The organism is Chryseobacterium soli, assembly GCF_000737705.1.
Taxonomy (GTDB): Bacteria; Bacteroidota; Bacteroidia; order Flavobacteriales; family Weeksellaceae; genus Chryseobacterium; species Chryseobacterium soli.
Genome location: NZ_JPRH01000010.1, coordinates 16,470 through 31,645 on the forward strand (window position 1 = coordinate 16,470; position 15,176 = coordinate 31,645).

Here is a 15,176-nt window from a genome sequence, read left to right on the forward strand (position 1 = left end):
TAGTCGTGTGTTTATATAATAATTATATTTAATTGAATTTAGTCAACAGATCTTTGATTCTTTTCATCGCTTCTGTAAGGTCTTCTTCCGATGCAGCATAAGAGAATCTTATACATTCCGGACTGCCGAAAGAAACTCCGCCTACACATCCTACACGTGCATTTTCTAATAGGAACATGGCGAAATCATCAGAATCTTTTATTTCTGTTCCGTCTAAAGTTTTTCCGATATAATAAGAAATATCCGGGAAGAAGTAGAAGGCTGCTTTTGGCAGTACTACTTTAAATCCTGGAATTTCTTTCATGAGGCCGTACACAAGATCTCTTCTTTTTTTGAAGGCATCGATCATGTATCTATATTCAGATGGATCTGTCATTAACGCTGTGATAGAAGCTCTCTGTGCTACCGTATTCGCGCCGCTGGTCATCTGTCCCTGTACTTTTTCACATGCTTTCGCCAGCCATTCCGGGCAGGCGGAATATCCTATTCTCCATCCTGTCATGGCAAACGCCTTAGACATTCCGTTGATAACGGCAGTCTGCTCATATACTTCAGGAAATTGAGCGATAGAAGTGGTTTTTGTTTCGTAGTTGATGTATTCATAGATCTCATCAGAAATCACCGTTACATGCGGATATTTGGCAATTACTTTTGCCAGAGATTTCAACTCGTCATATGTATAATATCCGCCGGAAGGATTACACGGAGAACTGAAAAGAATTGCTTTTGTTTTTTCAGTAATAGCTTCTTCCAGTTGTTCTGCAGTAATCTTGAAATCAGTGATGTAGGAAGCGGGAAGCATGACAGAGTTTCCACCCATCATTTTTACCATTTCATCATAGCTTACCCAATAAGGAGCGGGAAGCAATACTTCATCTCCGTCATTAACGATGGCTGCCAAAACATTTAAAATAGCTTGTTTGGCACCGTTTGATACACAAATCTGGGTCGGTTTATATTCGAGGTTATTATCTCTTTTTAATTTATGAACGATAGCCTGGCGCAGTTCTAAAAATCCCGGAACAGGAGAGTAGTGGCTGTAGTTTTCGTTGATGGCGTCAAAAGCTGCCTGTTTTATATTGTCTGGAACATCAAAATCCGGTTCGCCAAGGGTCAGGCTGATAACGTCTATTCCGTTGGCTTTCATTTCTCTGGCTTTGTTAGACATTACAAAAGTCTGAGAGTAGCCTAGTCTTTTTACTCTATCTGAAAGTTTGTCCATGTAGTATTTTTGAATTGTAACAAATATATAATAAAAACATCTTGCCGGGAAATAAAAACAATTCTAGTTTATAAGAATTTTGTCAGGTTTATATTAAATCATTAGATTTGGAAATAAGATTAAATGACCGGCTTTTACGGCATTTAACGGTATTGTAACCAAATTAGTATTGAAAATGTACAGATTATTGTTTTTATTATTTGCAACCCTTTTTTCAGCGCAGAACTATCGTTTTGTATATGAATATAAAATGAAGCCGGACGCCGGAAAGAAAGATTCCGTGGTAACGGATTATATGAATCTGGATACGGATGGTAAAAAGTCTTATTTTTATAATGCCGTAAAATATGAAAGAGATTCTGCATATACTGCCGATAAAAACAATGCAGCGCTCTTTCAGAGTAAACATTATGACCAGAACTTAAATTATATCATTGAAAAACAATATGCTAAAAAAACAGTGAATTTCTATGATAAATTTAAAAGTGTTAATCTGTTGATCACGGATAACGATGCTCCGAAATGGAAAATAGAAAAGGAATTTGCAACCATTAATACTATGAACTGCCAAAAAGCAACAACCGACTATAAAGGTAGAAAATGGGAGGCGTGGTTCAGTAAAGAATATCCTATCAGTGATGGTCCTTATAAGTTCAGCGGACTACCGGGGGTTGTTTTAAAATTGAAAGATGCTGATGATAACCATGTTTTTAATTTAATACAGATCAAAAAAATACAATCACTCTTTGCGCTAGTTCCTAAGAGCAATAAACAGGTTTCGAGGGAGGAATACAAAAAGATTATGAAAAATTACACCTTCATTGCTGCGGATGATATTCAGAGCATGAATATGGATTCCAAAGCGGGAATGATGAGTATTCAGTTAAAAGACGGGTACATTGGTAAGTTTGACACCAACCAGCTGAAAAAAAGCGGTGCCGGAATGGATGCTGAAATTGCCAAAAGGTTACGGAAAACAAATAATCCCATTGAAATGGATTAGAAATAAAATAAAAGACTGCTAAAAGGCAGTCTTTTTTTATATACCCGCCTTCAAAATTTGAATAAAGCCAATAAAAACTTATTTTTGCAGATTATAATAATTCACATGTCTACATCGTTACTATTAAAATACTTTCCGGATCTTACCGAAACACAGATCGAGCAGTTCACATCATTGGAATCCCTTTATCATGAGTGGAATGAAAAGATCAATGTGATCTCCAGAAAAGATATGGAATCGCTTTACGAAAAGCATATTCTCCATTCTTTGGGTGTTGCCAAGGTAATGGCATTCGAGCCGGGAACCAGAGTGCTGGATATCGGAACCGGAGGCGGTTTTCCGGGAATTCCTTTAGCGATATTATTTCCTGAGACGGAATTCACTTTAGTGGATTCTATCGGAAAGAAAATCACCGTAGTAAATGCAGTTGCTGAAGGAGCCGGACTGAAAAACGTAAAAGCCATCCACGGAAGAGCTGAAAAAGTAAAAGAAAAGTTTCATTTTGTAGTAAGCAGAGCGGTAACGCAGATGCCGGAATTTCTTAAATGGCTTAAAGGAAAATTTGAAAAAGAACAGATTAATTCCAAACACAACGGCGTTCTCTATTTAAAAGGCGGAGAACTTGCAGAAGAGCTTGCCGGAATTAAATGTGAAATTTACAGTCTTAAAAATTATTTTGATGAAGATTTTTTTGATACTAAAAAAGTGGTTTATGTATCAAAAGGGAATTTTAATTCTTAATTTAATAGGCTTTAGTGATAATTTTTGCTTAATATTGATTGATAATCAAAAATAACGATAACGTCATGAAAAAACTTTTACGTCTAGCGTTTTGTGCACTGTTTTTAGGATTATTTCTAATTTCTTGTGATGATGATGATTATCAAACCGTTGAATCTGTGGATAAAATAAAGATAGACAGTGTAAAAATTGTTAAAGATACCATGGATGTTTTTTCCATACAGCATATCAAGACGTATTCCACATATCCTTCTCATTGTGAAGGGTTTTACGGCTATGACTATGTGTATGATACCAAATTTGACAGAACTGTTACTTCATACAAATACAGATCAAGCGGACCGTGTGGACAGGGGAGTTATACTGCTGCCAGCCAGATTAATTTCAGTCCGCAGCAGACAGGTACCTATACTTTTAGATTCTGGAATGGAGGCAATAACTGGATTACCAAAACAATCGTAGTTGAATGATAATGAAATGGATCATGTTAATCTGTCTGACGGCTGCAAGTGCAGTATTTGGGCAAAAGATTAACTGGAAAGAAGATCAAAAACTGGTTTGGGACAATTTTAAAAGTTCCGTAAACAGAAAAAGCAATCCCGATGTGGTAGCGTATACACATTGTGGTTGGGAATATTCCGTAGTGAAATCTACCAATCCGAAATCTCCCGTTACCATTGAAATTACAACTATTTTCAATGAAGACAAATCCTGGAAAGATGTAAAAAGGATTAATGATTATGTACTGCTGCACGAGCAGAAACATTTTGATATTGCAGAAATATTTGCCAGAAAACTTCGAAAAGAAGTCAGTGAAAAGATCAAAACCTCCGGAGATTTCGATAAAACTTTCAAATCGATTTACAATACGATATCTACAGAGTACAGAAATTATCAGATCTCCTATGACAAAGATACCCAGCACGGAATGAATAAGGAGAAACAGGCAGAATACAATGCTGCTATTTCTGAACAATTAGACAACCTAAAAAGCTATAAAGCCTCTTGAAGTTCCTCAATAAAATCATCGACGAATTATTAGTACAAAACACAGATTTATCGGTGTTTAATATCGTTCTGCCCGGAAAACGTCCTATTGTATTTATCCGACAGATTTTAGAAGAAAATAATTATTCGGGATTTCTTCCCAACTTTTTTACAATAGAGGAACTGATCGACAGGATTGCAGATAAATTGCCCATTCAGGGGATTTCTTTGTGGCTTTTTTCGTTTGATGTGTATCAGAGTATGAATTTCATTCCCAGAGAAAGTTTTGCAGATTTTTTAAAATGGTTTCCCACCTTACAAAAAGATTGGGACGATATTTTAAAGTTTTCTGATAGTGATGAAGCGGTGCTTCAATATATGTTTGATGAAGAGCGGATAAAAGAATGGGCACAGGATCTGGGTGATGATGAAGATGTTCCAAGAAGGAAATTCCTTAATTTCTGGAAAAATATGACGGTTTTCCTTCCTGCGTTAAAGAAAAAGCTGCAGGAAAAAAATTGGGCGACTTCAGGAATGATTCACGAAGAAGCAAAATCTAAAATTGAAGCCTTTGCTAAAAATAATACCGAACAGTTTGTTTTTTGTGGGTTCAATGCTTTTACCCCTGTGGAAGAAAAGCTGGTGAGAAACCTACTGCAATGGGATAAAGGACAATGTTTCTTTCAGGCAGACCGCTATTATTTCGATGACGAAAGACAAGAAGCCGGAAAATTCCTGAGAAATCATATAACATGGAAAGAATTCAATGACAGCAGAGCTTTTCAATGGATTGAAGATGATTTTAACCAGCCTAAAAATATAAAAGTTTACGAAGTTTCAGGGAATGTGGCCCAAACTAAAATCCTACCGGAAATATTCAAGGAAATTACCAATAAAACCTTTTCAAACACGGCTGTAGTATTGCTGGATGAAAATCTCTTGCCTGCAAGCCTGGACGTAATGTATGGTGTTGATAATCTAAATATTACCATGGGATTTCCGCTGAAGAATTTATCATTCTCCAATGCGGTGAAACAACTTTTTTACCTGCAGAAGCAGTTAGAAAAAAATAAATCTTCTTACTATTACAGGGATATATTTCCAATTCTTGAAGAACTTCCCAAATCTGCTGAAGACGGGGAAATTATCAGTCAGTTTAAAGCTAAAATAGAGGAAAGGAATATCGTTTATATCTCCAGAAAGCTTTTGCATGAGCTGCTGAGCGAACTTTCTTATTTTAATTTGCTTCAGAAAGCAGATTCTGTAAGCGCATATCTCGATGAGTTTATTGCCTTCTGCCGCCAGGTGAAATGGCTGGAGATCGATGATATTCAGTATGAAAATGTATCTCATTTTGAAAATGCCTTCAGGATTATCAAAAACCAGCTTACTCCATACGATTTTGAAATTAAAATGGAAACCCTGGAGATTTTGATCAATCAACATATTAATTCTGAAAGTATTGATTTTCAGGGAGAGCCCTTGCGTGGACTGCAAATCATGGGGCTTCTGGAAACCCGTCTTCTCAACTTTGAAAACGTGATCATGCTTTCGGTGAACGAAGGAAAGCTTCCATTGGGAAATTCACAGAATACCTATATTCCATTCGACATCAGAAGGTTTTTTGATCTTCATACTTTTCTGGAAAATGACAGCATTTATGCCTACCATTTTTATAGGTTGATCCAGGACTCTAAAAATGTCCATCTGCTGTTTAACGCCTTAAGCTCCGGAGTAAATACCGGGGAAAAAAGCCGGTTCATCACGCAGATTGAAATGGAGAGTTCTCATCCTATTGAGCACCTGATTATTGAAAATTCTTCGGAGCCGATTACCACCCAGCCCATTGAAATTACGAAGACAGCTGTTGTGTTGGAAAAGCTTGAAAAGTGGAAAGAAAAAGTATCTGCTTCACATCTTACGAGCTATCTCTATAATCCTATTGATTTCTATCTTTCCAAGATCCTGAATACTTCTGAAACCGATGAAATTGAAGAAGAACTGTCTATAAAAAATTACGGAAATTTAGTGCATTATTCACTTCAAGAAGTATATGAAGTATTGAAAGGTAAGATTTTAAAAGAAAGTGATTTAAATAATTCAATTAAAGCAATAGATCAATATATTAATATTGCCATAGAGAAGCTTAAACATCAACCGGAATTCTATGAAAAGGGGATGAATTACATCCATAAAGCCATTGCAAAAAAAGTAATTGAAAGTATTCTTACCTATGATCTTGAGTTGGTAAAAAGCGGAAATGCACTGGAAATTATTGACATTGAAAGGAGGTTTGAAAATGTAGATTTTTATCTGGCTGATAAAGATAAAATTTCGTTCTTTGGATTTATCGACCGCATCGACCGTTTTAATGGAACGTTGAGAATTATTGATTATAAAACAGCAAAAATAAAAAATCTCAGTGTAAAGATAGACGAAGATAATGTTGAGGAATATTTCCTTAACAGCGACCGTAAACAGGCACTACAGCTTTGTATTTATCAGTACGTCGTTCAGAGTCTTCCTGAGTTTTGGGGACTTCCGGTGGAAACAGGTATCTGGAGCTTTGCTGAAGCCAGAAAAGGTGTAATTTCTCTGCAATTTGATAAGGGAACGATTGATGATGCAATGCAATCGGTGAAAAATTTAATTCTTCAGATTTTAGATCCTGACCTTACTTTTATAGAGAATATAAAATCGTATATCAACTAAAATGCACCCCATTGCTGAAGTGCACTACTGTAAAGATTTGATATTGAGAAAAAACTGAATTTATAATTTTACTTTTTTACTGAGTATTTTTCCATTGTTTTGAATAACCTGAACCAGATACACGCCAGATTCTAAACTTTTGGATTCAAATTGTGTTGTGTTTACGTCCTGCTGAAGAATTAATGCTCCGGAAATACTGTAAATACTGATGTTTTTAATATCATTCTTTGCTATAACCATAATCTGACGGTTTTGGGTGAAGATATCCGGTTGTTCTTCAGATTTACCATTATCTATTGTTTTATTAAACTGCAGATTGTAGAACTCGGTGACGATTTCAATAGTATACGGTTGATTTTCCAGGTCTTTGATAGCAATTCCTCCGTCTTTATCATACTGTTCTTTTGAAACTGTTTTCACTACATTTTTATTTCCATCGAAAATATTGACCGCAGACAGTTCATCACGATTGATTTTTAAAGCGAGAATCCCATTATTTTCAGATTGTACAATAGCCTCTTCCGTAATGATAGCAGGAGTTGTTTTGATATAAGGAATCATTTTATTTTCATTGTTATGATTGGATACTTTTAATAAATAAACACCATCCTGCAAAGAAGATAAGCTGCGGTCTGAACCTGATTTTTTGGTCACTTTTTCATGGTTGAAATCTGTAATTTCCACCAGTTTCATTCCCTGAAGCTCCGGTTTTATTTGTGAAGAATAGAGTTGTGGCATTACAGACTGATTATTTCCTGCCTGTTTAGAAGTTAACAAGGCCCATTCATTGAATAAACCACCGCTTCTGAGCGTATTGAATTTTGCATTGGAAGCCAGTACGAAAGGCAGAATTCCCCCTACATGTCCCAAAGGACCCCAGTAAAAAGAATCCAGTTTATATTTATTCAGATCCCACCAGGCATAATATCCACGCTGAACCTCAATGGTTTTCGAAGTATTTTCAGGCGCAATAGCAAGATCTACTGTTGAGTGTCCTAAAGTCATAGGTGTTTTGTTATACCAGTCATACACATCACTGGCTTTTAAGCACTTTCTGAATACGTGATTTGGGTTGTTTGTCACTTCATTCACAAATTGAGTCGTAAACAGTTTTCGCCAAATCACTGGGCCCCACAACAATCCGCCGTTATCCTGAGTGACATGTTCATCATATTGTTGAAGATATTCCGGGGAGATCACTTCAGAAATATTGTTGGTATAACTTTTATACCCAATGTTATTACAGGTATTGACTACATTCGCAAGAAAAGAAGAAAAAGGATAGATATCTTTTTCCAGAACTCCTTTTTGAAGAGTAACTCCTGAAAAATCATACGGTCCGTCTCCCATATAAGCATATTTGAACTGAAGATTGCCCGGATTGGAAATACTTAATTTTTTTAGAGTAGACATTGCTGCATGAGCTCCCTGAGAATAACCTGTTAAGAAATATTCATTGTACCGCTTTATTCCCAATTGAGTTAATACTTTATTGGCTGCTGTTACAAAATCAATAGTAGCGCCAGCCTCGGTGGGATAGTGTACATAAGGATGAACACCGTCTCCGCTTCCCATTCCTACATAGTCCGGAGCCATTACAATATAACCGTTAAGAGCATAAGACAACTCTACAACAAAACCTGCATACAGAACTCCTTTCAGGTTTGAAGGTACATTCTGACGGCTGTCAGTCGTTCCATGATCCGATACTACAGTGGAAAGCTTATAATTGACATTGGGATACATAACCAACCCGGTAGCTTTCACCAGTGTATTGTTTTCATTTTTAGTGTAGTAGGTTATTTTATACGCTTTTAAGCCCGTATTGAACCCATTAAGGTAGCTTACAAAGTCAGGAGCATTCTGTTCTCCCAAATTTTGGGCAATGAAGCTGATGACTCCCTGAGGGGTCAGATCTAAATTCTTTTCAAAATTAACTACATCTCCGGCCTGTTGTGCAAAATAGTAAGGTGCAGCAAGGCTTAATAAAAATAAGGATATTTTTTTTCATATTGATATTTTAAGTGATTATTAAGTTAAATATTTACATTAAATAACCGTCAATATTAATAGATCAATAACTATTCATTGAATATAAATTCCTTATGAAGTGAGTAAAATAAAAGAGTCCGGCCAAACGACCAGACTCTTTTTATACTATTGTGTTATCTTCTTAAAATGCGTTGATTCCTGTGATATCCATTCCGGTAATCAATAAATGAACATCGTGTGTTCCTTCATAGGTAATCACTGATTCTAAGTTGGCTGCGTGTCTCATCATCGGGAATTCTCCCATGATTCCCATTCCACCAAGAATCTGTCTTGATTCTCTGGCGATATCAATAGCCATTTTCACATTATTTCTTTTAGCCATTGAAATCTGTGCAGGGCTTGCTTTATGATCATTTTTAAGGGTTCCTAACTGTAAGCATAATAATTGAGCCTTAGTGATTTCCGTTAAAAATTCCGCTAATTTTTTCTGTTGAAGCTGGTAAGAACCAATAGGTTTTCCGAATTGCTTTCTTTCTTTAGAATATTGTACAGCTGTACAGTAGCAGTCAATTGCGGCACCGATTACTCCCCATGAAATACCATATCTTGCAGAGTTCAGACATGATAAGGGACCTTTCAGACCGGTAACTCCCGGAAGAAGATTTTCTTTAGGAATTTTCACATCATTAAATACCAATTCTCCTGTTTGTGAAGCTCTTAAGCTCCATTTATTGTGTGTGGCAGGAGTGGTAAAGCCTTCCATTCCTCTTTCAACGATAAGCCCCTGTACTTTTCCTTCTTCATTTTTTGCCCATACTACGGCAATATCGCATAAAGGAGAATTCGTGATCCACATTTTAGCCCCATTTAAAAGATAATGGTCGCCCATATCTTTAAAATAGGTTTCCATAGATCCCGGATCTGAACCATGGTTAGGCTCTGTAAGGCCAAAAGAGCCAATCATATCTCCGGAAGCTAATTTGGGTAAATATTTTCTTTTTTGTTCCTCAGAACCAAATTCATTAATAGGAAACATCACCAAAGAACTCTGTACAGAAGCAGCTGAACGCACTGCAGAATCTCCTCTTTCCAATTCCTGCATGATAATACCATAAGAAATCTGATCTAACCCGGAACCTCCGTATTCAACAGGAATATAAGGACCAAGGGCTCCAATTTTACCCAATTCTTTCATTAAGCCTGGTAAATCGGTATGGTTTTGTGCAGCCTGATCAATCTGTGGCATTACGAAACTTTCTACCCAATCTCTTATCGATTGACGGATTAGTTTGTGTTCTTCGGTTAATAAAGCATCAATTCCGTAATAGTCGGGAATGCTTGTAAGAGGATAGTATGACATTTGTTTTTAATTTCCCTAAAAATAGCACTTTTCAGTATTCCGGGAAAATTTTTTTTGAAAGGGTTTTCATATCCTTTATTTTCTTCTTTCTTAGAGAATAATTCTGCCGGAATTTTTCAGTCTATTTTTCATCATCATCGTCGTCATCGCGATTTGAAATAGGATACTGACTGGTGGAATTGTGCACCTTGCTTTTAAATTTATACAGGTACGGAGCCTTGTTGGCAGAGCCGTCGTACAGCTTTTCCAGCCTGTCAAGGATATTTAAGCTTAAGATTTTGCGTTGGAAATTGTTCCTCCTGAATTTCTCATTTAAAATCGTTTCATAAAGCGATTGCAGATCTTTCATGGTGAATTTTTCAGGCAGAAGATTGCTGGCTGCAACCTCCGTATTGATGTTCATCCGGAGATATTCAAGCCCCGTTTCTATCACGCGGTCATGGTCGAATGCCATTTGCGGCAATTTACCGACTTCAAACCACTCGCAGGTTTCATTGAATGCATCCGGAAAAGTATTGGCAATAGAAAAATCGATAAGGCTGCAATAACCTACAGTAATGAAGCGCTGAAATATCCAGTGGTCTTTCGGAACTTCAATTCCTTTATTATTAAGCAAAATCTGATGTACATTATTTTCCGTACGATCGATTCTCCCAAATGTATGAAACTGCTTTAAAAACAGATCTTTTAGTTGGGTCCTTTCATATAATACCCTTGCAGCAGCCTCTCTGAGATCTTCGTCATTAAAGACAAAACCACCGGGAAGCGACCACAGATCCAAGTCGTGGTATTTTAAGAGCAAAACCTTCAGAATGTTATTATGAAAACCAAAAATAGTGCAGTCAACAGATACGTGTGCCACAAAATCTTTTGTATCAATAAGTTCCTGAAGTGTTTCTTTGTTTTTTGTATCCTTGATTTCCATGGCAGTAAAAATAAAATTATTTTTTATACTTTTTTCCTGACAAGGTGAAAATATATTAAACTTATCGTAAGAAGCACGATTACAGCAAGTAAAATATAGAGTGGATAGTAGTTTAAGAGCTGTTTTCCGAACAATAATGACATAATAATTGAACTGACAGAGCTGCCCAGCGATGAAAAAATGACAATTAATGAAGTAAATAGATTTATTTTTTCCTTATTGATCTGAGCAATCATTTTAGAATTGATAACAGGGTAGAGCGGCGCCAGAAATAATCCGATGACAGGAAATAAAAAAAGAAGTACCTTCGAGTTTTCAGAATCAAAGTATTGTATTCCCAGAATAATAACCAATACACTGATAATTAAAGAAATACAAAGCGTATAATAAGCAGGTAATGAAAATCTTTGAATAATATTCGCGGTAGCGATTCTTCCTGCATAAGAAAAAAGAGCCAGAAAAGAAGTGGCCTGCAAAGCAAAAAATGAATTGACCTTCAAATGATTTTTATAAAATGAAGGAAGCCATGAATTGAATCCCTGTTCTATAAAAACGATAAAAAATACAACTCCTAAAAAGCTAACAATTATAGGATTGACAAATTTAGAAAGTTCTGAAATAATACTTTCTTTATTCACTTTCTGAGGTTCTGAAATCTCCAGTTTTGAAAATAAAAATATAGTAACTGCACAAATAAGAGATATGGATAAGAAACCAAATTTCCAGAATTCAGAATATTGACTTGATATCAGCCATCCAAAACCTGTGTTAACTACAAAAATACCAATCATGAACGAGGCCTCGACACTATTCATCATTTTGGCAAGAGATTTTTCGTCTGAAATATTATTCCTGATGATCCCAAAAACACAAATTTTACCGATTGCAAAACAGGTCCCAATAATGGCAAACCACACCTTATAAAACCAGAAAACTTCTACAAAAGGTAAAACTGATGCGCAAATACCTACAATGATAAGGGCTAAAATCAGTGCCTTTTTTGTACCGATTTTACTGATAAAGTTAACGGCAAAAAGTGAAATAAATGCGATCGGCAGATCTTTAAATGACTCTAAAAATCCCAGTTTTTCGTAGGTTATTTTTGCCTCAGAAAGTTGAAGAATCACAATGCCCATGCAGTTTAAAACCATTGAAAAAATCAGGAAAGTGAGTTTGAGAGGAAGCGAAATATGGGAGAGCTTAGTCGTCATTTTGGGGATTTTTTTATTGGATTTTTATGAGTTTTTATGATTTATAAGAAAGAAAAGATGCCTTTAAACCCCCAAAAATAAACGAAAAATTAAAATATTTATTAATATAATGTTAATTATTTAAAAAAAAATATATTTTTATTGTCTCAATTTGAGAATTAAAAACTAACTGTATATGAATGTTAAAATATCAAAATGCCTGGGAATGGTTGCTGTCCTATACTTTACAGCAAATTTCAACGCCCAGAGCCAGGTGAAAAAAGACACTGTTCCGAAAGAGAAAGCCATAGAAGAAGTTGTTCTTGTAGGTTACGGTTCAGTAAAAAAGCAGAACCTTACCAGTGCAGCTACTACGGTAAAAGCAGATGCATTTGATAACCGGCCGATCTACAATGTGGGGCAGGCACTGCAGGGACAAGCTGCAGGAGTAAGTGTCATTCAGTCCTCAGGAAAACCGGGAGCGAACATTGACATTAAAATCAGGGGAAATAACTCGATTTCGTCAGCAGTAAGTCCTCTTTACGTAGTGGATGGTATACAAACCAATGATATCAGTGGGATTAATACAGATGATATTGTAGATATGACTATTCTGAAAGATGCGTCATCTACTGCAATCTATGGTATTAACGGATCTTCGGGTGTGGTAATTATTACAACCAAAAGAGGAAAAGCAGGAAAGCCTCAATTGAATTTTAACGCATACTGGGGATCTTCTAAAACAGTAAAAAATATAGAAGTACTTTCTCTTGATCAATATAAATCGTTATTAGGAGACATCAAACTGAACGGAGGAGGAGATTATCTTGCTACAGCAAATAACAGCCGTTATGCAGGGATTAATACGGATTGGACTAAAGAAGTTTTCCAGACAGGGTTTGATCAAAATTATAACGTAAATTATTCTTTCGGAAACGAAAATGTTAAAGCATACGCAGCCCTTGGATATCAAGATATCGATGGGATTATCAAGCCTGCAAAATTTCAGAGGACATCTGCAAAATTGAATTTGGATGCAGTCATTCTTCCCTGGCTGAAATTAAATTCATCTGTTAATTATTTCCTTACGAACCTTACCAATACCAACGATAATTTAAGTACAGCAAGAGGTGGAGTTGTACTGAGTGCTTTCAATACGCCCACATTTTTGCCGGTATATGGAAACCAGGTTAATATGAGTCCTGGAGATTCAGAAATATATGATCAGACAACAGGAGCTATAAAAGATGGGTATAAGTCGGGGCAATTTGCACCCAATCCCTATCAGTCATCATGGGAAAACCCTGTTGCGTATCAATCCAGAAAAGACAAAACTCTTACGCAGAGATTTTTAAGCAATTTAGGGCTTGAAGTAAAAATTTTTAAAGATCTTACCTGGAGACCAAGTATATCATTTGATATGACGGATTCAAGGAATACTAAATTTACCGATGGGTATCAGACCAGCTACGGAAGATCTAAATTCGGTATTGGTTCTCAGGAATTGTATCAGTATCAGGAATATAATTTTGAGAATACATTGAATTACACCTTGAAGAGATCTGTACACGATTTATCGATACTTGGAGGACTTCAGATCAATGAAAAAAATGTACAGAATACATACTATAGTGGTGATAATTTCCCGGGTGATACTTTCAATTTTAATTATGATTTAGCCAAGAATCAAGGGAATGATTTCCATAAAGAGATTCTAAGACAGGTTTCATTTTTCGGAAGAGCCCTTTATACACTTAACGGTAAGTATACGGTGATGGGTGTTTTCAGGGAAAATGCAAATTCTGCTTTAGCACCGGGTAATAAATGGGGATTCTTTCCGGGAATTTCAGCTTCATGGCTGATTTCCAAGGAGAATTTCCTTGCAAACAGTAAACTGATTAGTGAGTTAAAAATTAGAGGAGGTTGGGGAAAAACAGGTAATGCTTCAGCCATTCCAGCCTATTCCCATTTTAATCTTTATGATCCTTACTGGTCTAATGGCATTCCTACCTATACCAATACCCAATCTGATAGCAGTGATCTTACATGGGAAACTACCACAGATACAAACGCGGGTCTGGATATTGGATTGATCAGTAACCGTATCAGACTAAGTGTTGATGTTTATCAGAGAAAAACAGACAACCTGATAACTTCAATTCCTTTAGGTACGAACGATTTTAAAATTTTCAGAAATATAGGTTCTCTTGAAAATAAAGGGTTGGAATTAGCCCTTAATACGGTTAATATTAAAAATGAAAATTTTACATGGAATACTTCATTCAATATTTCATTTGCTAAAAATAAAGTAACGCACATCAGCGATTATCTTAGAACAATTCAGGCTGCAAATATAGACGGGATGGGAAATCTGGTTAGAATCCAGGAAGGTCAGTCATTAGGAATGTTCTACGGATATCAGGTGGCAGGAGTAAACCCGAATAATGGGGATCAGATGTATGTAAACGCCAGCGGAAATACAGTGGCTTATGCAGATTTGAAACCGGAAGACAGAAAATACATAGGAAATCCAAACCCTGATTTTACATTTGGCTTCAGTAATAATTTTACCTTTAAAAACTGGTATCTGGATATGCTGATTACAGGGTCAGTAGGAAATGATATCTTCAATGCAACGAGATTCGATCTGGAAATGATGAATGATTATAAAAATCAGTCAACAGCAGTATTGAACCGCTGGACAACAGTAGGACAGATCACAGATGTGCCTAGAGCTAACTCCACTTCTGCACAGGCAATTTCTGATAGATTTATTGAAGATGGTTCTTATGTAAAATTAAAAGCGGTTACATTAGGGTATAACTTCAATAAACCGTTTAGAGGAGTGAATAAACTTAATCTATATGTAACGGGACAGAATATTTTTACCATCACCAATTATTCAGGGATGGATCCTGAAGTGAATGCATTCAGTCCAAACAGAGGAACATCCGGTGCGGAAAGATCAGTTTTTGGAATAGATTACGGAACTTATCCACAGGTAAGAACTTTCATCATCGGGTTAAAAGCTAATTTCTAAATTA

Annotated in this window: 11 protein-coding genes; 6 read left to right on the top strand and 5 right to left on the bottom strand. The window is 36.2% G+C overall.

The genetic code is table 11. The features are described 5' to 3' along the window. Positions 1–28 precede the first annotated feature (28 nt). Positions 29–1,222 carry a pyridoxal phosphate-dependent aminotransferase gene (locus tag IW15_RS18490; RefSeq protein ID WP_034714424.1) on the bottom strand — a complete coding sequence of 398 codons (1,194 nt, stop codon included), beginning with the start codon at positions 1,220–1,222 and terminating at the stop codon, positions 29–31. Between the two features lie 175 nt (positions 1,223–1,397). Between IW15_RS18490 and IW15_RS18495 the strand changes: the two genes are divergently transcribed. From IW15_RS18495 to IW15_RS18515, 5 genes are all read left to right on the top strand, one after another. After that, positions 1,398–2,225, top strand: coding sequence for a GLPGLI family protein (locus tag IW15_RS18495; RefSeq protein WP_051882206.1), 828 nt, complete (start codon positions 1,398–1,400; stop codon positions 2,223–2,225). 105 nt (positions 2,226–2,330) lie between these two features. Continuing rightward, positions 2,331–2,966, top strand: coding sequence for a 16S rRNA (guanine(527)-N(7))-methyltransferase RsmG (gene rsmG / locus IW15_RS18500; RefSeq protein ID WP_034714426.1), 636 nt, complete (start codon positions 2,331–2,333; stop codon positions 2,964–2,966). Positions 2,967–3,031: 65 nt separating this feature from the next. After that, the gene (locus IW15_RS18505) at positions 3,032–3,436 is read left to right on the top strand and encodes a hypothetical protein (RefSeq protein ID WP_034714752.1); all 405 of its coding nucleotides are present in this window, start codon (positions 3,032–3,034) and stop codon (positions 3,434–3,436) included. Further along, positions 3,433–3,975 carry a DUF922 domain-containing protein gene (locus IW15_RS18510; RefSeq protein WP_228384397.1) on the top strand — a complete coding sequence of 181 codons (543 nt, stop codon included), beginning with the start codon at positions 3,433–3,435 and terminating at the stop codon, positions 3,973–3,975. Before IW15_RS18505 ends, IW15_RS18510 begins: the two co-directional genes overlap by 4 nt. After that, entirely contained in the window at positions 3,972–6,665 is a 2,694-nt protein-coding gene (locus IW15_RS18515; RefSeq protein ID WP_034714430.1) for a PD-(D/E)XK nuclease family protein, read from the top strand. Before IW15_RS18510 ends, IW15_RS18515 begins: the two co-directional genes overlap by 4 nt. Positions 6,666–6,725: 60 nt before the next feature. On the opposite strand, the gene IW15_RS18520 is transcribed toward IW15_RS18515, so the two are convergent. The 4 genes from IW15_RS18520 to IW15_RS18535 form a co-directional block, all read right to left on the bottom strand. Further along, complete coding sequence (locus tag IW15_RS18520; RefSeq protein ID WP_228384398.1) at positions 6,726–8,540, bottom strand: T9SS type A sorting domain-containing protein; 1,815 nt, start codon at positions 8,538–8,540, stop codon at positions 6,726–6,728. Positions 8,541–8,838: 298 nt separating this feature from the next. After that, complete coding sequence (locus IW15_RS18525; RefSeq protein WP_034714434.1) at positions 8,839–10,017, bottom strand: acyl-CoA dehydrogenase family protein; 1,179 nt, start codon at positions 10,015–10,017, stop codon at positions 8,839–8,841. Between the two features lie 121 nt (positions 10,018–10,138). Next, positions 10,139–10,942: an NUDIX hydrolase gene (locus tag IW15_RS18530; RefSeq protein WP_051882208.1), complete on the bottom strand. Its 804-nt coding sequence runs from the start codon at positions 10,940–10,942 to the stop codon at positions 10,139–10,141. A gap of 23 nt (positions 10,943–10,965) precedes the next feature. Further along, a complete protein-coding gene (locus tag IW15_RS18535; protein ID WP_034714436.1) occupies positions 10,966–12,153 on the bottom strand; it encodes an MFS transporter in 1,188 nt (395 codons plus the stop codon). A 175-nt stretch (positions 12,154–12,328) separates the two neighbouring features. Between IW15_RS18535 and IW15_RS18540 the strand changes: the two genes are divergently transcribed. Beyond that, on the top strand, positions 12,329–15,172 hold the full coding sequence (locus IW15_RS18540) for a SusC/RagA family TonB-linked outer membrane protein (protein ID WP_034714439.1): 2,844 nt from the start codon (positions 12,329–12,331) through the stop codon (positions 15,170–15,172). The last annotated feature ends 4 nt before the right edge of the window (positions 15,173–15,176 follow it).

What these genes read in the sequence shown, in the direction of transcription:
- rsmG (WP_034714426.1), top strand. Translation starts at nt 2,331, where the DNA reads ATGTCTACATCGTTACTATTAAAATACTTTCCGGATCTTACCGAAACA.
- IW15_RS18490 (WP_034714424.1), bottom strand. Translation starts at nt 1,222, where the DNA reads ATGGACAAACTTTCAGATAGAGTAAAAAGACTAGGCTACTCTCAGACT.
- IW15_RS18495 (WP_051882206.1), top strand. Translation starts at nt 1,398, where the DNA reads ATGTACAGATTATTGTTTTTATTATTTGCAACCCTTTTTTCAGCGCAG.
- IW15_RS18525 (WP_034714434.1), bottom strand. Translation starts at nt 10,017, where the DNA reads ATGTCATACTATCCTCTTACAAGCATTCCCGACTATTACGGAATTGAT.
- IW15_RS18510 (WP_228384397.1), top strand. Translation starts at nt 3,433, where the DNA reads ATGATAATGAAATGGATCATGTTAATCTGTCTGACGGCTGCAAGTGCA.
- IW15_RS18530 (WP_051882208.1), bottom strand. Translation starts at nt 10,942, where the DNA reads ATGGAAATCAAGGATACAAAAAACAAAGAAACACTTCAGGAACTTATT.
- IW15_RS18505 (WP_034714752.1), top strand. Translation starts at nt 3,032, where the DNA reads ATGAAAAAACTTTTACGTCTAGCGTTTTGTGCACTGTTTTTAGGATTA.
- IW15_RS18540 (WP_034714439.1), top strand. Translation starts at nt 12,329, where the DNA reads ATGAATGTTAAAATATCAAAATGCCTGGGAATGGTTGCTGTCCTATAC.
- IW15_RS18535 (WP_034714436.1), bottom strand. Translation starts at nt 12,153, where the DNA reads ATGACGACTAAGCTCTCCCATATTTCGCTTCCTCTCAAACTCACTTTC.